Annotated in this window: 15 protein-coding genes and 1 pseudogene; 9 read left to right on the forward strand and 7 right to left on the reverse strand. The window is 64.0% G+C overall.

Going from position 1 to position 16,047, the window contains the following annotated elements; genetic code table 11:
• Positions 1-13 precede the first annotated feature (13 nt).
• The 3 genes from KZO25_RS04415 to KZO25_RS04425 all read right to left on the reverse strand — a co-directional run bounded on the left by KZO25_RS04415 (position 14) and on the right by KZO25_RS04425 (position 3,673).
• Entirely contained in the window at positions 14-901 is an 888-nt protein-coding gene (locus KZO25_RS04415) for a carbohydrate ABC transporter permease (RefSeq protein ID WP_223136019.1), read from the reverse strand.
• Between the two features lie 298 nt (positions 902-1,199).
• Positions 1,200-2,492, reverse strand: a complete 1,293-nt coding sequence (locus KZO25_RS04420) for an ABC transporter substrate-binding protein (RefSeq protein ID WP_223136020.1) — start codon at positions 2,490-2,492, stop codon at positions 1,200-1,202.
• Entirely contained in the window at positions 2,489-3,673 is a 1,185-nt protein-coding gene (locus KZO25_RS04425) for an ABC transporter ATP-binding protein (RefSeq protein ID WP_223136021.1), read from the reverse strand. The genes KZO25_RS04420 and KZO25_RS04425 overlap by 4 nt, the downstream gene beginning before the upstream one ends.
• 219 nt (positions 3,674-3,892) lie before the next feature.
• Here KZO25_RS04425 and KZO25_RS04430 point away from each other — a divergent pair, with 219 nt between their 5' ends.
• A complete protein-coding gene (locus KZO25_RS04430) occupies positions 3,893-5,476 on the forward strand; it encodes a bifunctional GNAT family N-acetyltransferase/carbon-nitrogen hydrolase family protein (RefSeq protein ID WP_066451998.1) in 1,584 nt (527 codons plus the stop codon).
• Positions 5,477-5,480: 4 nt separating this feature from the next.
• Positions 5,481-6,332 (forward strand): zinc-dependent peptidase, encoded by an 852-nt coding sequence (locus KZO25_RS04435; RefSeq protein ID WP_223136022.1) that lies wholly within the window; start codon positions 5,481-5,483, stop codon positions 6,330-6,332.
• On the opposite strand, the gene KZO25_RS04440 is transcribed toward KZO25_RS04435, so the two are convergent.
• On the reverse strand, positions 6,321-7,208 hold the full coding sequence (locus KZO25_RS04440; RefSeq protein ID WP_223136023.1) for an NAD(P)-dependent oxidoreductase: 888 nt from the start codon (positions 7,206-7,208) through the stop codon (positions 6,321-6,323). The genes KZO25_RS04435 and KZO25_RS04440 overlap by 12 nt on opposite strands.
• A 240-nt stretch (positions 7,209-7,448) precedes the next feature.
• Between KZO25_RS04440 and KZO25_RS04445 the strand changes: the two genes are divergently transcribed.
• Complete coding sequence (locus tag KZO25_RS04445) at positions 7,449-8,138, forward strand: TVP38/TMEM64 family protein (protein ID WP_066452001.1); 690 nt, start codon at positions 7,449-7,451, stop codon at positions 8,136-8,138.
• A gap of 12 nt (positions 8,139-8,150) precedes the next feature.
• Here the strand turns inward: KZO25_RS04445 and KZO25_RS04450 are convergent, their stop codons facing one another.
• Positions 8,151-9,071: a LysR family transcriptional regulator gene (locus tag KZO25_RS04450; RefSeq protein ID WP_066452002.1), complete on the reverse strand. Its 921-nt coding sequence runs from the start codon at positions 9,069-9,071 to the stop codon at positions 8,151-8,153.
• A gap of 126 nt (positions 9,072-9,197) precedes the next feature.
• On the opposite strand from KZO25_RS04450, the gene KZO25_RS04455 reads away from it, so the two are divergent.
• From KZO25_RS04455 to KZO25_RS04465, 3 genes are all read left to right on the forward strand, one after another.
• The gene (locus KZO25_RS04455; protein WP_223136024.1) at positions 9,198-10,079 is read left to right on the forward strand and encodes an alpha/beta fold hydrolase; all 882 of its coding nucleotides are present in this window, start codon (positions 9,198-9,200) and stop codon (positions 10,077-10,079) included.
• A 10-nt stretch (positions 10,080-10,089) separates the two neighbouring features.
• Positions 10,090-11,172, forward strand: a complete 1,083-nt coding sequence (locus KZO25_RS04460) for a tartrate dehydrogenase (RefSeq protein ID WP_316935462.1) — start codon at positions 10,090-10,092, stop codon at positions 11,170-11,172.
• A gap of 153 nt (positions 11,173-11,325) precedes the next feature.
• Positions 11,326-12,114 carry a DUF6470 family protein gene (locus KZO25_RS04465; protein ID WP_223136025.1) on the forward strand — a complete coding sequence of 263 codons (789 nt, stop codon included), beginning with the start codon at positions 11,326-11,328 and terminating at the stop codon, positions 12,112-12,114.
• Positions 12,115-12,220: 106 nt separating this feature from the next.
• On the opposite strand, the pseudogene KZO25_RS19925 reads toward KZO25_RS04465, so the two are convergent.
• A pseudogene (locus KZO25_RS19925) lies at positions 12,221-12,349 on the reverse strand (NAD(P)H:quinone oxidoreductase); the annotation flags it as partial.
• A 311-nt stretch (positions 12,350-12,660) separates the two neighbouring features.
• Here KZO25_RS19925 and KZO25_RS04470 point away from each other — a divergent pair.
• Positions 12,661-13,101: a hemerythrin domain-containing protein gene (locus KZO25_RS04470; RefSeq protein WP_066452006.1), complete on the forward strand. Its 441-nt coding sequence runs from the start codon at positions 12,661-12,663 to the stop codon at positions 13,099-13,101.
• A gap of 201 nt (positions 13,102-13,302) precedes the next feature.
• Here KZO25_RS04470 and KZO25_RS04475 read toward each other — a convergent pair whose 3' ends face one another.
• Positions 13,303-14,199 (reverse strand): class I SAM-dependent methyltransferase, encoded by an 897-nt coding sequence (locus tag KZO25_RS04475; RefSeq protein WP_223136026.1) that lies wholly within the window; start codon positions 14,197-14,199, stop codon positions 13,303-13,305.
• 107 nt (positions 14,200-14,306) lie between these two features.
• Between KZO25_RS04475 and KZO25_RS04480 the strand changes: the two genes are divergently transcribed.
• A complete protein-coding gene (locus tag KZO25_RS04480) occupies positions 14,307-14,855 on the forward strand; it encodes a lipocalin family protein (protein WP_223136027.1) in 549 nt (182 codons plus the stop codon).
• A gap of 113 nt (positions 14,856-14,968) precedes the next feature.
• Complete coding sequence (locus tag KZO25_RS04485) at positions 14,969-15,955, forward strand: succinylglutamate desuccinylase (protein ID WP_223136028.1); 987 nt, start codon at positions 14,969-14,971, stop codon at positions 15,953-15,955.
• Positions 15,956-16,047: the final 92 nt, after the last annotated feature.

The raw sequence follows: 16,047 nt of genomic DNA on the forward strand, positions 1-16,047 counted from the left end.
TCGTCCCCCGTGCTCACTGGTAGTGGGTCCTGCGGTCGAGGATGGTGAACTTCACCGTGGCCACCACCGCCAGCACCAGCAGGATCACCACGGTGATGGTGGCGGCATAGGTGCGGTCGAAGAAGGAGAAGGCATTTTCGTAGACGTAGTAGAGCAGCAGGTTGGTGGCGTTGTTGGGCCCACCCTTGGTCAGGATGAACAGGTGATCCACCACCCGCACGGCATTGATCAGCGCGTTGATCAGCACGAACAGGGTCGTGGGCATCAGCAGCGGGAAGGTGACCCGCCAGAAGAAGCTCCAGCGGCCGGTGCCCTCCAGGTCCGAGGCCTCCTTGAGCTCCGGCGGGATGCTCTGCAGTGCCGCCAGGTAGAAGATCATGAAGAAGCCGGCTTCCTTCCAGATGGTCATGACGATGACAGAGCCAAGCGCCACGCTGGGGTCGCCCAGCCAGTTGACCCCGGACAGGCCCAGCGCCCCGAGTATCTTGTTGAACAGGCCGATCTGCGGCGCGTAGAAGAACATCCAGATATTGGCGGCGGCGATCATCGGCAGGATGGTCGGGGTGAAATAGGCCATGCGCACGAAGCCGCGTCCCGGCAGGCGGGCATTGACGAATAGCGCCATGCCCAGCGCCAGGGCGATGGACGTGGGAATGGTCCCCAGCGCATAGATCAGGTTGTTGCGCGCCACCCGCCAGAAGGTACGGTCCTCGATCAGCAGCGCGTAGTTCTCGAGCCCGACGAACTCCGGCGGCGAGCCGCGAAAGCCGGGCAGGAACAGGCTGTTGACGAGGGTGGACACCGTTGGCAGATAGGCGAAGGTACCCAGCAGCACCGCCGCCGGGAGCAGCAGCAGTGCGCCGTAGATTTGCATGCGTCGGTCGGCGTTCTGGATCACCATGTGAGACTTCCTGCTCCGTGGCTGAGCCGGGGACAAGACCTAAGAGGAGGCGCTGTGAATCCTTCCCTGGACGCTACATTCGACATCCCTGTCGAATGACCTCCTCTTCGGCCTTGCCCCCGGCGCCTCGTTACCTCTACTTGTCGAGTCCACGAAAGGAAGCGCTTCACAAATAGGCGAGCGAGATGAAGCGCAAGGCGCACGGAGCACAGGAACCGGAGCCTATGGGGTATAGGTGAGGATTCCGAGCACCGCGCAACGCAGCGATTCGCTTGCGCAGCCATTTGTTAGCGTTTCCTCAACGAGAGCGTGCGTAGCGCCGTAATGCCGCTTCGGCCTCTGCCTGAGCCTGGTTGAGCGCCTCCTCCGGCGACATCTGGCCGGTCAGCGCCGCCTGTATCGCATTGTCCAGCGCCCGGCGCACGCGCCCGCCCTGGTAGGTGGAGAGCTCCGCGGTACCGTGCTCGAGCTGGTCGCGGGCCACCGCCGCCGGTGGGAAGGTCTCGACGTAGTCGCGCAGGGCCTCGGTCTCGTAGGCAGCCGGGCTCACGCCCATGTAGCCGGTCTCGATGGACCAGGCCGCCGCGCGCTCGGGATCGGTCATCCAGCGGATGAAGGTCATGGCGGCGCGCTGCTCGTCTTCGGTGGTGTCGTTGAAGATGTAGAAGTTGCCACCGCCGGTGGGGCTGCCGCGCTGGGTATTCATGGGCAGCATGGCCACGCCGAAGTCGAACGAGGCCTCGTTGCGCACGGCGGTGAGGTTGCCGGTGGTGTGCCACATCATGGCCGTGGCCTGTTCGATGAAATTCTGGCGCAGGGTGCCCCACTCGATGGTGCCGTCGGGCATCGCCTCGTGCTCCTGGGTCAGCGACACCCAGTATTCCAGCGCCTCGATGGAGGCAGGGTCGTCGAAAAAGACCTCGGTGCCATCCTCGCTCATCAGCCGATGCCCGTTCTGAAAGGCGAAGGCCTGGAACATCCAGTAGGGGTAGCCGGTGGAGGGCACCATGACGCCCCACTGGTCGCCACCGCTGGCCTCGCGCACGGCCGCGGCCATTTCGGCCATCTCCTCCCAGTTTTCCGGCGGTGTCTCGGGGTCGAGCCCGGCGGCTTCGAAGGCCTCCTTGTTCCAGTAGAGCACGATGGTGGAGCGCTGGAACGGAATGCCGTAGGTCTGGCCGTCGAGCTGGCCGTTTTCCATCAGGCCGGGGTAGAAGCTATCGAGCCATTCGCGCTCTTCGTCGGTCTCGATGAGATCGTCGAAGGCGACGATGGCATCCTGCTCGATCAGGTCGAAGAGATCGATGGAGAAGAGCACCGAGAGCTGCGGTGCATCGCCCGCCTCGATGGCCGACATCGCCCGGACCCGGGTGTCGTCATAGTTGCCGGCATAGATGGCATTCACCGAGATGTCGGGATGATCGGCCTGGAAGTCGGCGACCAGGCCGTCGATGACATCGGTCAGCGCCCCACCGACGGCGATGGGATAGTACATGGTCAGCTCGACCGGATCGTCGGCCACGGCCTGACCGGCGCTCAGCAAGCCAGCAGCGGCCAGGCCGCAGAGGGTGGGAGCAAGGCGTGTGTTCATGGGTTGACTCCTGGTGAGTATTTTCCGGAAGAACCGCGCGGGGTCTGTACCCCGCTTCTCTGCGCTGCTTGAGTCTGCCTCAGGCGACCGGGGGCCGCAGACAGGTCATACCCCTGGAGCGCCAGGCGTTGCCCGTCTCCAGAATCGAAGAAGTGGGTCGCCCCGGGTGCCCACTGCAGGCGGCAGGCCGCCCCCTTGGCTACGCCGGGCACACCATCCAGGCGCGCACGCAGCTCCTGGCTGCCCACCTTGAGCCGCACGATGCTGTCGGCCCCCAGGTATTCGGCATCGACCACCTCGGCCGGCACGCCGCTGGCATCGGCGGGCAGTACGGCGATGTCTTCGGGGCGGACCCCCAGCAGGTGCCCCTTGGCATCGTGGGACGCTACGCTGCAGCGCGGCTCGCCCTCGATGACGGCCCCATCGGCCGCCGCGGCGAGCGTCACCAGGTTCATGGCCGGGCTGCCGATGAAGCTTGCCGCGAAGGCCGTGGCCGGCCGGTTGTAGAGCTCGTCGGGGGTCGCGTCCTGCACGATGCGCCCCGCCTCCATCAGGATGACCCGGTCGCCCATGCTCATGGCTTCCACCTGATCGTGGGTGACGTAGATCACCGTCATGCCCAGCCGCTGCTGGAGGGCCTTGATCTCGCGGCGCATCTCGCCACGCAAACGAGCATCGAGGTTGGAGAGCGGCTCGTCCATCAGGCAGATGGGATGCTCGGAGATGATCGACCGGGCCAGCGCCACACGCTGGCGTTGCCCGCCCGAAAGCTGGGCCGGCTTGCGGTCGAGGTATGCGGTGAGATCGACCAGGTTTGCCACCCGGGCAAGGCGCTCCTGGCGCTCGGACTTGGGCACCTTGCGGCTGCGCAGGCCGAAGACGATGTTGTCGGCCACGCTCAGGTGGGGAAACAGCGCATAGGACTGGAACACCATGCTCAGGCCGCGGTCGCCGGGTGGCAGATGGGTCACGTCGCGCTCGCCGATGCGGATGCGTCCATCGCTGGCCTGCTCGAGGCCGGCGATCATGCGCAGCGTCGTCGACTTGCCGCAGCCCGAGGGGCCCAGCAGGATCACGAATTCACCGGGTGCGACATCGAAGGAGATCCGGTCCACGGCGGCCTGGCCACCCCAGGTCTTGCTCACGGCATCGAGCCGGATGCGCTTGTTGTCGTTGTTCATGGCGCGCTCATCATTCTCGTCACGACAGGTTGAGAAAGTTTTCTCGTCTGAATCAGCGTAGCCGCACTTCGGCCTCTTTGCGGTGCATCTTGACTCGCTGATATGACAGTCGCATGACGCTAGCGCAGCTTGCCTTCAAGGCCGCTGCAGTCGCCCACCGCGGCCGACCCCGTGACCATGCTAGACTTCGTCTTTCACCCTGACAGGAATCGACGCACCATGTCCCTCGACGACCTGCATCTGAACCTGCGCAACCTGACGCAGGACGACTACCCTCAGCTCAAGATTCTGATGGACGCCGTCTACGACGATATTGGTGGTGCCTGGCCACAGCACTCCATCGACCGGCTGATCCAGGAGTTTCCCGATGGCCAGATCGCCATTGAGGACGACGAGAGGCTGATAGGCGTGGCGCTGACCGTGCGGGTCGACTACGACGAGTTCTCCAACCCCCACAAGTACGACGACCTGGTGGGCAACCGCGAGATCATCCTCAACGATCCGCAAGGCGATGCCATGTACGGGCTGGATGTGCTGATCCATCCCGACTATCGCGGCTACCGGCTGGGGCGCCGCCTCTACGAGGCACGCAAGGAGCTGTGTCGTTCGCTCAACCTGCGCGCGATACTCGCCGGCGGACGTATCCCCAATTACCACGAGCACGCCGGGGAACTCTCGCCCACCGAGTACATCGAGCTGGTTGCACGCAAGGAGATTCATGATCCGATCCTCTCCTTCCAGTTGGCCAACGACTTCCAGGTCAAGCGCCTGTTGCGCAAGTACCTGCCGGAAGACGAGAAGTCCCAGGGCTACGCCACCCTGCTGGAGTGGAACAACATCCTCTTTGAGCCCGCCGAGCGGGTGCTGGAAAACCGTCCCACCCAGGTACGTGTCGGCGCCGTGCAGTGGCAGATGCGCGAATGCGCCTCGGTAGAGGCGGTACTGCAGCAGGTCGAGTACTTCGTCGACGCCCTCTCCAGCTACCAGAGCGACTTCGCCGTCTTTCCGGAGCTGTTCAATGCGCCGCTGATGGGGCTGCAGGACCGTGCCACCCAGCAGGACCAGCTGGCGGCCATCCGCTTCCTGGCCGGCTTCACCGAGCAGTTCAAGACCGAGCTGTCGCGCATGGCGGTCTCCTACAACATCAATATCGTCGCGGGTTCGATGATTGAAGAGGGTGAGGACGATCGGCTCTACAACATCGCCTACCTGTGTCATCGCGACGGCACCATCGAAAAGCAGGCCAAGCTGCACATCACCCCCCAGGAGCGGCGGGAGTGGGTGATCGAGGGCGGCGACGAGCTGCGCGTGTTCGAGACCGATGCTGGCCGCGTGGGCATCCTGATCTGCTACGACGTGGAATTTCCCGAGCTCGGCCGCCTGCTCGCCGACCAGGACATGGACATCCTCTTCGTGCCCTTCTGGACCGACACCAAGAACGGCTACCTGCGGGTGCGCCACTGCGCCCAGGCGCGGGCCATCGAGAACGAATGCTACGTGGTGCTGTGCGGCAGCGTCGGCAACGTGCCGTCGATCCGCAACCTCGACATCCAGTACGCCCAGTCCTCGGTATTCACACCCTCGGACTTCGCCTTCCCCCACGACGCAGTGCTCTCGGAGACCACGCCCAATACCGAGATGGTGATCTTCTCGGACCTGGACCTGACCCGGCTCACCGTGGTGCGGGCCGAAGGCTCGGTAACCAACCTCAAGGACCGGCGCAAGGACCTGTTCGACCTGCGCTGGCGCGACTGGTCCTGGAAGTCCGGCAGCCTGACGCCGGGCAATCCCGAGGAGAACTGAGGCCATGTTCGGTCGCCTTCGCCGCTGGCGGGCCGAGCGCTTCGCCTCGCGTCATCCCTTCCCCGAGGCGGCCTGGGCCGAGGCCCGTGCACGCCTGCCGCTGCTGGCGGCGCTGGGCGATGAGGAGGCCGACCGCCTGGGCCGGCGCGCCTGGCACTTCCTGCACCTCAAGCGGCTGAGCCTGCACCCCGAGCTGACTGGCCGGACACCCTTCGACCTGCCGGCACAGCTGGCGCTCTCAGCCCAGGCCTGCCTGCTGACCCTGGGCTGGCCCTTCGACGACCATGTCGACGCCTTCAGTGGGGTCCACGAACTGTTGATCCTGCCCGACGCGTTCCGCCGCCATGTGGAGGAGCTGGACGAGTTCGGCGTGATGCATGAGTACGTGGATGAGCGGGCCGGCGAGACCTCATCCCAGGGGCCGGTGGTGCTGGCCTTTCCCGACCTGATGGAGAGCGGCGGCCTCGACGGCTTCAACGTGGTGATCCATGAGCTCGCCCACAAGCTCGACCTTGGCAACTCGCTGGACGTCGACGGCTTCCCGCCGCTACCCCGGGACATCGATCCCAAGGAGTGGCACCGGGTCTTCATCGGCGTATGGGACGACCTCCAGGCACGCCTCGAGCGTGGCGAGGACACACCCATCGACGACTACGCCGCCAGCCATCCAGGGGAGTGCTTCGCGGTGTGCTGCGAGTACTTCTTTACCGCGCCGGACATCCTCCACGAGGCCTATCCGGCACTGTATGAGCTGCTGACACGCTACTTCCGCCAGCAGCCGCTGGCACGGCTGCCAGAGGATCACACCGCGGCCCCCCGGGAGCCTCGGGGAGACCAGGATCGTTCAGCCCTGTGACGGACCCAGCAGGCCAACCAGCTCCGGCACGGGGCGGTCGGCATGACCGGCATCGCTCATCGACTGGTAGAGCGCCAGCACCGCATCGGCCACGCCGCGCTGGGCGTCGAGGTCTTCGGTCATGGTGCGGTAGTAGCCGATATCCTTGAGGCCGTTGGCCACGCTGAAGCGAAAACCGGAGGCGTCGCCATCGGCGATGTAGGGCCGCAGGCGCTCCAGGATCACCCCGCCACCGCCGCCCTTGCCCAGCACGTCGAGGAAGGCAGCGTCGTCGATACCGGCCCGCCGTGACGCCGCGGCGGCCTCGGCCAGCACCGCGGTGAAGCCCAGCGAGACGAAATTGTGCAGCAGCTTGAGGGTATGGCCGGCGCCAACCTGGCCGGCATGGGCGATGTTCTCGGCAAAGCACTCGAGCAGCGGTTGCACCTCGGCGAACAGCGCCTCCGGTGCACCGACGATAAGGTTCAACCGGCCCTCCTCCGCCTCCTTGGGGGTGCGGGTCATAGCGGCATCCATGAAGCGCCCGCCGGCCGCCTCCACCCGGGCGGCCACTCGCTCGGTGGAGCTGGGCAGCGCCGTGGAGCAGTCGACAACCACGCAGCCCGCCCGCAGCCCTTCCAGCACCCCGCCGGGCTCGAACAGCACCGCCTCCACCTGGGGCGAGCCGGTCACGCAGAGAATGACCACATCGGCGGCCTCGGCCACCTCGCGGCCGCTTGCCTTCGCGGTCGCCCCGGCGGCGCGCAGGTCGTCCACGGGCTGGTTGCCGGGGTGGTCGAGAAAGCAGAGCGTATGCCCTCCTTTCAGGATGTTCACGGCGATACCGTGACCCATCAGGCCCACGCCCACCAGGCCGACTCGAAATAGCTGACTCATCCCATTGCTCCTCTGGTTCATCCCACCGTGCATCGCGGACCGGCGGCTCGCTCAGCCGGGCTTGATTCAACCGTGCCTGATTCAACCGTGCTAAATGGCCACGGTCTTGAGCCGGGTGTAGCTCTTCAGGCCTTCGAATCCCTTCTCCGGTGATAATACCTGAGGCGACGCCAGCCAAACCATTTGGCCATAGCGCGCCTCCCTCCTATGCTGAAATCCCCCCCTGCGCAGGTCGCCCACATGCCCCGCAAGGTCCTTCTCGCCCTCGCCAGCCTGATGGTGCTCGCTCTACTCGGTTTCCTGGGACAATGGCTGGCTGCACGCGACCTGTTCGATGCCAACACCCTGTTCGCCCTGCTGCAGGGTTCGCTGGCCTGGCGCGACCAGCCCTGGGCCGGCGTCGTGGTGGTCGCGGTCTTCTTGATCGCCTCACTGGTGCTTTTCCCGCTCAGCGTGCTGGTGATACTGGCCGGACTGATCTTTGGCCCGGTGTGGGGGTTCGTCTATTCGTTCATCGGTACGCTTCTGGGTGCGATTGCCACGTTCTGGCTGGGGCGCTGGCTGGGGCGCGACGCCCTGCTGCGCTACGGCGGAAAGCGGCTGCTAGGGCTTTCGCGCTACCTGGCCGGGCGTGGCGTGCGCACCATAACCCTGCTCAACCTCTTGCCCCTGGCACCGTACACGCTGACCAACCTGCTCGCCGGCGCCTTTCACATCCGTTTTCGCGACTACCTGCTGGGTACTCTGATCGGTGCCACGCCAGGACTGGCCGGCATCATCCTGCTCAGCAGCCAGCTCGGCACACTGCTCTCCGCCGAGGATCGTCAGGAGCTAGCCTGGGCGGGCGCTGGCGTCATCGCGGGCCTGGCCTTGCTGTACGGTCTCAAGCGCTATGCCGATGCCCGCCAACGGCGCCGACACCGAGGCTGAACCCACCGGCCATCAGGTTTCGCCTGCCATGGCCGGCACCCTCCCCGGCATCTCCCGTTCGAGGAAGTCGACGAAGGCGCGAATGCGAGCGGGAACATGCCGCCGTTGCTGATAGACGGCATGAAAATCGGCCCGCACCCCTTGCCACTCGTGGAGCAGCTCGATCAGGGCACCCCTTGCCAGGTGCTCGTGCACGTCCCACCAGGAGCGCAGTGCGATCCCATGGCCATCCAGCGCCAGCCCCACGATCACCTCGCCATCATTGCTGGCCAGCGGCCCCGCCACCTTGACCGCCTGCTCGACATCGCCACCGCGGTGGCAGAACCGCCACACCGCGTAGTCGCTCTCGTTTTCGCGCAGGACCAGGCAGGGGTGAGCCGTCAGGTCGTTCAACGAGGCAAGCGGCGCCATGCGCGACACATAGGCGGGTGCGGCGCACAGCACCCTGCGGTTGGCGAGGATACGCCTGGCTACCAGGCGCGAATCGGGTGGCTCGCCCACGCGTATGCCGATATCAAACCCCTGGTCGCCGAGGCTCAGCGGATAATTGCTCAGCTCGAGCACACCCTCGACGCCGGGGTGCCGGGTGCAGAAGGCCGAGAGCAGCGGTGCCACGTGGTGGCGGCCGAAGCCGAAGGTGGCGTTGACCCGCAGCGGCCCGGACAGCGCCGCCTGTTGCTCGCCCAGGGCCTCTTCCAGCTCGGCAAGCTCCTCCAGGATTGCCGACCCCCGCGCCAGGTAGCGCTCGCCTTCCGCCGTGAGCGAGAGGCGACGCGTGGTGCGGCTGGCCAGCTCCACGCCGAGACGCGCCTCCAGCACCTTGAGGCGCTTGCTGACCGCCGACAACGACAGCCCCAGCTCCCTGGCCGTGGCGGTAAGGCTTCCGGCACGAGCCAGCTGCCGGAAGAAGGCGAGATCGTCGAGCTGCGCCATGCTTTCTACACCTCAGTTCAACAATATATTGCCATTGAGCCTGATTATCCTTTTCTTGCCAATGACTACACTGTCCTCACCATCCTGAATCGTGTTCGCATGAATCGGTCAAACAGGAGCACCGCCATGTTCGAGGAGTATCGATCGTTCTCGATCGACAATAACGGTATACGCATACCTGGCCTCATCGGCGGCTCGGGGCCACCGTTGCTGCTGCTTCACGGCCACCCCCAGACCCATCTGATCTGGCATCGCCTGGCCGAGTCGCTGGCACGCCACTTCACGGTGGTGGCAACCGATCTGCGCGGCTACGGCGATGCCTCCAAGCCTCCCGGCGAGCCGGATCACGCCAACTACAGCAAACGGGCCATGGCCGCCGACCAGGTCGCGGTAATGCACGAACTGGGCTTCGAACGCTTCCTGCTCTGTGGCCACGACCGGGGCGGACGGGTGGCCCACCGCCTGGCCATGGACCACCCTGAGGCGGTGGAGAAGCTGATGCTGCTGGATATCGCTCCCACCCTGGCAATGTACGAGAAGACCGACCGTACCTTCGCCACCGCCTACTTCCACTGGTTCTTCCTGATCCAGCCGGCACCATTGCCGGAAACACTGATCGAGGCATCCCCGGCCGACTACATCACACGCACCATGGGCGGACGTCACGCCAACCTCGATGCCTTCGACCCGGCCGCCATCGTCGAATACCAGCGTTGCCTGGCCCAGCCAGGAGCCGCCCATGCACTGTGCGAGGACTATCGCGCCTCGAATACCATCGACCTGGAACACGACAGCGCCGACCGCGAGGCCGGGCGCCGCATCGCCTGCCCCGTGAGGGTGCTATGGGGGCAGCACGGCATCATCGAGCGCTGTTTCGACACGCTGGCGGAGTGGCGCGCCGTCGCCGAGCAGGTCGACGGCGAGGCCCTGCCCTGTGGCCACTACATTCCCGAGGAAGCGCCGAGTGCGCTGCACAACCATATCCTTCAATTCATGAAAACCGCATGAGGAACTGACCATGACCCAGCGTATCGCCGTTATCCCCGGTGATGGCATCGGCACCGAAGTGATGCCCGAAGGCCTGCGCACCCTGGAAGCCGCCGCCAAGAAATTCGGCATCGACCTGGCTTTCGAGCATTTCGATTTTGCCTGCTGCGACTACTACGCGAAGCACGGCCAGATGATGCCCGACGACTGGTTCGAGCAGCTCAAGGATTTCGACGCCATCTTCTACGGCGCCGTGGGCTGGCCTGACACCGTACCGGACCATGTCTCTCTCTGGGGGTCGCTGCTGCAGTTCCGCCGTCAGTTCGACCAGTACATCAACTTGCGCCCCTGCAAGCTGCTGCCCGGTATCAAGAGTCCCCTTGCCGACCGCAACCCCGGCGACATCGACTTCTACGTGGTGCGCGAGAACACTGAGGGCGAGTACTCCAGCGTCGGCGGCAAGATGTTCGAGGGCACCGACCGTGAGGTGGTGATCCAGGAGACGGTGATGAGCCGCCACGGCGTCGACCGGGTGCTGAAGTACGCCTTCGACCTGGCCCAGAGCCGCCCGCGGAAGAAGCTCACCTCGGCCACCAAGTCCAACGGCATCGCCATCACCATGCCCTGGTGGGACGAACGCGTGGAGGCCATGTCCGGCAACTATTCGGACGTCAGCGTCGACAAGTTTCACATCGATATCCTGACCGCCAATTTCGTCCTGCATCCCGACTGGTTCGACGTGGTGGTGGGCAGCAACCTGTTCGGCGACATCCTCTCCGACCTGGGCCCGGCCTGCACCGGCACCATCGGCGTGGCCCCCTCGGCCAACATCAACCCGGAAGGCAAGTTCCCCAGCCTGTTCGAACCGGTCCACGGCAGTGCACCGGACATCGCCGGCAAGGGTATCGCCAACCCCATCGGCCAGATCTGGTCCGGGGCGATGATGCTCGAGCACCTGGGCTACGCCAAGGCCGCCAAGGCCATCGTCGATGCTGTCGAAGCGGTACTGGCCGAAGGCGACGCCAGCCTGCTGACCCCTGATATCCGCGGCCAGGGAACCACGGAGACCCTGGGCCAGGCCATTGCAGAACGTATCCTGGAGACGGAGCAGTGACTCAATGGCAATGAAATGAAACAGAACCGCTCCAGCGTCACGGTTCGATTGTATTCGTCATGGGTTCGTAAAGATTCTCAGTGACTACCGATTTGTCGTCTAGCCTGACAGGTGCCAGCTCAGAAGAGCGAGGTGAAATAATGGAGGAACGACATGAAAAGGACAGCAATCGCTATCGCAGTAGGCGCACTGAGTGCCGGGCTTACCCACGGCGTCCTCGCCCAAGACCAAGACGAGGATACACAGCTGAGCCAACAGCAGCAGACGACTGAAGAGAACGCCCAGGATCGGGATGCACTCGATACCGATACTCAGGGCACAAACGATGAGACAGATATCCGGGTCGAGCAGGAGCCGGCCGAGATCGAGGTCGAGCAGGAGCCACCCGAGGTGACCGTCGAGCAGCAGGCCCCTGAAGTGACCATTGAGCAGCCCGATCCCAACGTCGAAATCGATCAGGCCGAACCGGAGGTCACCATCGAGCAACAGGGTGAAGCCGAGGTGCTTGTCGAAGGCGCAGACGAGGCTTCAGCCGAGATCCGCGACGACGAGCAGCGCGATGAAGATCGCGACCAGCGCGATGACGAAGAAATGTACGACGACCAGAACGGTCAGGATCGTGACGCTCAGGGCCAGGGCATCCAGGTCAGCGAGCTGGAAAACCGCGACCTCATCAATCAGGACGGTGAGGAGCTCGGCGACATTGAACGTGTGGTGCGCAACATCCAGAGCGGCGACATCTACGTGATCGTTACGGAAGGCGGCTTCCTCGGCTTCGGCGAAGACGAGATGGCCTATCCGATCGAGAATCTCGAAATTCGCTCCGAAGGCGAAGTCGTTCTTCAGTCACAGAGCGGCGAACGTTCAGCCGACGAGTTCGACGATGACAACTTCGAGGAGCTGGATGGAGATGAAGAGATCAATATCAATCACATGAACTGATTGGCTTGGCTCTATATGGCCCCTCTGATCCCACGGGCCTAAGCAAAGAAGGCGTGGCGTGGCCGCGCTTTCTTTCGTGTCTGTTGTCAAGAAAAGGGCAGGCTTCCAGCTTGGCCGCCACGTCGGCAACCCAGCGCCCCTGCGTTCGGGCCAGCTCCAGCTCATTCTCGGCGGGCTGTCTGGAACCATCTGCCCCGGCCAGCGTCTCGGCACCGTATGGCGAACCACCCTGCACTATTCCTCAGGCCAGCAAGCCAGGCCTCTGTCAACTGATTGCAATTGGATGTGGCTAAGGGCCGGGCCTAAACCAGCCAAACGACATCGCCTGTAAGGCGATGGGCCATTTCCCGACAGAAACCTCGTGAACGATTTATTGCGAGAGGAGAATATAGTGTCCCGACAAGCCGAGATGAGCCACACGGCTTCCCCAGTAAAGGCATTTGCCAACCCCGCCGGCCAGGGCCGCACCGGGACCATGAGGCTTGAGCACCTGGACGGGCGATTGTAAGGTGACGGTGATCGCACCTCCATGACAGGAGCAAATCCATGACAATCTTCGAGGCACTTCGACAAGACCACGATATTCAACGCGATCTGCTCGCCCGTCTGATGGAGACACAGGGCGACAGCGAGGAACGGCATGCGCTGTACCGCCAGGTACGCGACGAATTGAAGCATCATGCCGCCGCCGAGGAGCGAGCCCTCTACATCCCCATGATGGCAATCGACCTGACCCAGGAAAAAGCGCGGCACAGCGTGGCGGAACACCACGACATCGACGAGATGATCGAAACGCTGGATGCCACCGACTACGCCTCCCCAGGCTGGCTGGCCAACGCCAAGAAGCTGAGCCACCTGGTGCTGCATCACCTCGATGAAGAAGAACAGGAAGTCTTCCAGCTAGCCGGGCGCGGCCTGGCCAGCGACCAGAAGACAGCGCTGGCCGATGACTATCGAGAGGAAATGGCCAGGCAGCGTGGTGCATGACGATCATGCGGCCCGACCGACGGCGCCTCGGCAACCCCTCGTCCTACCAGTGGCGCATGAGAACACCCCGAAGGCTGGATTGGATGTCCAGATGTCGGGCTGCTGCTGAAAACGGAATATGTCAGCCATGGCTGATAACTACAGCGCAGAAAGCGTCTGCGTGGAGGAAAGCGAACGTTTTGTCCTCTCCGTTCGAATTCGTCAATTCATGACACGCCAGACCCCTTCGAGAATGCGCACCTTGCCGGCGGCGAGGTTGTCGCGCAGGTTGCGCCCCATGGTGGGAAACTCCTCCCCGAAAATCATCTCCGGGCCCGGCAGTCTGCGGCCCCTCTCGAGCGCCTCTTCAGTGCGGCTTTCGCGTTGGCTATGTACCTGCCGCCAGGCCAGCGCCGAATCGGTAACATCATCCACCCTAAGCGACTCAAAGCCGGATAGTGCCATAGCGCGCTCGAGTTGCTCACGGCTACGCAGGTGACTGGTGGCAGGCGTACGCGCCCAGGGAACGGGTAGAATCAGCGGCTCGGGATTGTCACCGGCCACGACCTCGTGCAGCAGCACACATCCGCCCGGCACCAGCAAACGCCGCCACTCAGCCAGTACCCGCGGCACATGGGGCATGTTCATCAGCGCATGCTGGCACCACACCCAATCAACGCTTTCCGCTGCCAGCGACACGCTGGCAGCGTCGGCGCACATGAAACGGGTACGATCATCCAGGCCGGTGGCCTTGCTGAGCCAATCGGCCACTTTGACGAAGGCCGCCGTAATGTCGACACCCACCACCTTACAGCCGTACTCGGCTGCCAGCAGTCGGCTGGCGCCACCGGTGCCGCAACCAACGTCGAGAACCCGTTCGCCACCCCGAAGTCCACCCAGGGCCGCCAGGGCGCGGCTGGCGCTTCTCCCGCCAAGGTGGAGCTGGTCGATGCCGGCGCTGTCGTCCAGACTCAACTTGTCCGGGTCGCAGCCAGCCTCTACAAAGGCTTGCCGCAAGCGGTCCAATAAGGCATTGCTGTCCGGTTCGGTTTCGGCATCGTAGTGGGCGTTGAGCTGACGGACGTAGTCGCGGGAATCGTGACCGTATTCATCTGGCATGGCGGGCTCCTCGCCGTCAGGATGGAAAAGGTGCCAGCTTAGGCCCCGTCCGCTCGCATCCCCATTGCACCAAAGTCTGCATCAATGCCAATCAGCGAGGAAATAGCATGCCCCTGTGGCTGAACCGTATCGCACCCCTGATACTCGCCGCTACCCTGCTTGGCGGGTGTGTCGGCACGCCCAAGGGCACACAGCCGGTTACCGGCTTCGAACTCGATCGTTACCTGGGCAAGTGGTACGAAATTGCCCGGCTCGACCACTCCTTCGAGCGCGGGCTGGACTGCGTCACCGCCGACTACTCCCTGCGCGATGACGGCGGTGTGCGAGTCATCAACCGCGGCGTGAACCTGGAAATCGGCGAGGAGGATGAGGCGGAGGGACGCGCCTACTTCGTCAGGGACGAGAGCGTAGCCCATCTCAAGGTGAGCTTCTTCGGGCCCTTCTATGGTGGCTACAACGTGCTGGTACTTGACGATGAATATCGCTGGGCGCTGGTCTCGGGTCCTACCCGCGAATACCTGTGGATTCTCGCCCGCCAGCCCGAACTCGACCCCGCCGTCTACCGCGAGCTGGTGAAGGATGCCGAACGCATGGCCTTCCCCGTGGCTGAGCTGATCGAGGTTACACAGGGCGATGCCTGCAACGACCGGCGCTGAGCGCCAGTTTCAATATCGCACCCGGGCTTTCACCAGCCCGACGCTGGGGCTTGTGGGGAACGTTCATCAACGGGAAGGTAGCTCAGAATTCACGACACGAGCAGGGCGGTACCATGCTGGCGGATTGGATCGAGCTGAGTCTGGAGGGGACCATACCCACCGAGCGGGAGGGGCGCACGACAGGTGGGCGTTTCCTGCTTCATGCTCCGGGAATACTCGAGCTGATTCCCGACACGGCAGGCAAAGATGCCCAGGCCTGCGTTCTCTCCGCGGGCATTCACGGCAACGAGACGGCACCCATCGAGCTGCTCGGCAACTGCCTGGCCCGGATAGAGGCAGGACTCCTCGCGGTGGGCGCACCGGTGCTGGTGATTCTGGGCAACCTGGCATCGATTCGTAGCGGCAAGCGCTATGTCACCACCAACCTCAACCGGCTGTTTCGTCGAGAGTTGGACGAAGAGGGCATGGAACCCGAGCGAGCACGGGAGCTGATGAGCGCCGTCGATGGTTTCTTCGCGCGCCATGCACAGCTGCCCCGACTGCACTACGACTTGCATACGGCGATTCGTGACAGCCGTTATCCACGTTTCGTGGTCGAGCCATTCGGCGAGACGCCCACCCTCCCCGAGCAATGGGCATGGCTGGCCGCGGCGGATATCCAGGCGGTACTGCACCAGCACCTCCACAGTTGGACCTTCTCCCACTACTCGAAGCATTATCACCAGGCCCAGGCCTTCACCCTGGAGCTGGGGCGCGCCCTGCCCTTCGGTCACAATGACCTGGCGGCCCTCGCCCCGATGGGCCGGCTGCTGGAAGAGCTGGTTGCCGGACGAAAGCCAGCCCAGGCACCGGCGGTACAGATGGCTTTCTTCCGCGTCGCCCATGAGCTGATGCGGGAATCCGAGTCGTTCCGGCTCTGCTTTGCCGACGATACGCCCAATTTCACCGAGTTCCCCCCCGGCACACGGCTGGCCGAAGACGACAAGGCAGGGCCCTTCATCGTCGGAGAGGCCTCTGTGAGCGTGGTGTTCCCCAACGCCAATGTCGAGCTTGGGGCTCGGGCAGCGCTGCTCGCGACCCGGACCGAGCAGCCTGTCTGACCGAGCGTTGCAATCCAGGGCATCGGAGCCAAATTCGCCCATTCGCAACATTATCAACAGTAAAAAAATCCGACATACAACAATAATCTGGA

Origin of the sequence: Halomonas sp. ANAO-440, from assembly GCF_019915905.1 — a bacterium.
Lineage (GTDB): Bacteria > Pseudomonadota > Gammaproteobacteria > Pseudomonadales > Halomonadaceae > Halomonas > Halomonas chromatireducens.

Bases quoted from the DNA above. Each gene is read 5' to 3' on its own strand.
- KZO25_RS04425 (WP_223136021.1), bottom strand. From the start codon at position 3,673: ATGAACAACGACAACAAGCGCATCCGGCTCGATGCCGTGAGCAAGACC.
- KZO25_RS04485 (WP_223136028.1), top strand. From the start codon at position 14,969: ATGCTGGCGGATTGGATCGAGCTGAGTCTGGAGGGGACCATACCCACC.
- KZO25_RS04455 (WP_223136024.1), top strand. From the start codon at position 9,198: ATGTTCGAGGAGTATCGATCGTTCTCGATCGACAATAACGGTATACGC.
- KZO25_RS04475 (WP_223136026.1), bottom strand. From the start codon at position 14,199: ATGCCAGATGAATACGGTCACGATTCCCGCGACTACGTCCGTCAGCTC.
- KZO25_RS04460 (WP_316935462.1), top strand. From the start codon at position 10,090: ATGACCCAGCGTATCGCCGTTATCCCCGGTGATGGCATCGGCACCGAA.
- KZO25_RS04420 (WP_223136020.1), bottom strand. From the start codon at position 2,492: ATGAACACACGCCTTGCTCCCACCCTCTGCGGCCTGGCCGCTGCTGGC.
- KZO25_RS04445 (WP_066452001.1), top strand. From the start codon at position 7,449: ATGCCCCGCAAGGTCCTTCTCGCCCTCGCCAGCCTGATGGTGCTCGCT.
- KZO25_RS04415 (WP_223136019.1), bottom strand. From the start codon at position 901: ATGGTGATCCAGAACGCCGACCGACGCATGCAAATCTACGGCGCACTG.
- KZO25_RS04465 (WP_223136025.1), top strand. From the start codon at position 11,326: ATGAAAAGGACAGCAATCGCTATCGCAGTAGGCGCACTGAGTGCCGGG.
- KZO25_RS04470 (WP_066452006.1), top strand. From the start codon at position 12,661: ATGACAATCTTCGAGGCACTTCGACAAGACCACGATATTCAACGCGAT.
- KZO25_RS04435 (WP_223136022.1), top strand. From the start codon at position 5,481: ATGTTCGGTCGCCTTCGCCGCTGGCGGGCCGAGCGCTTCGCCTCGCGT.
- KZO25_RS04430 (WP_066451998.1), top strand. From the start codon at position 3,893: ATGTCCCTCGACGACCTGCATCTGAACCTGCGCAACCTGACGCAGGAC.
- KZO25_RS04440 (WP_223136023.1), bottom strand. From the start codon at position 7,208: ATGAGTCAGCTATTTCGAGTCGGCCTGGTGGGCGTGGGCCTGATGGGT.
- KZO25_RS04480 (WP_223136027.1), top strand. From the start codon at position 14,307: ATGCCCCTGTGGCTGAACCGTATCGCACCCCTGATACTCGCCGCTACC.
- KZO25_RS04450 (WP_066452002.1), bottom strand. From the start codon at position 9,071: ATGGCGCAGCTCGACGATCTCGCCTTCTTCCGGCAGCTGGCTCGTGCC.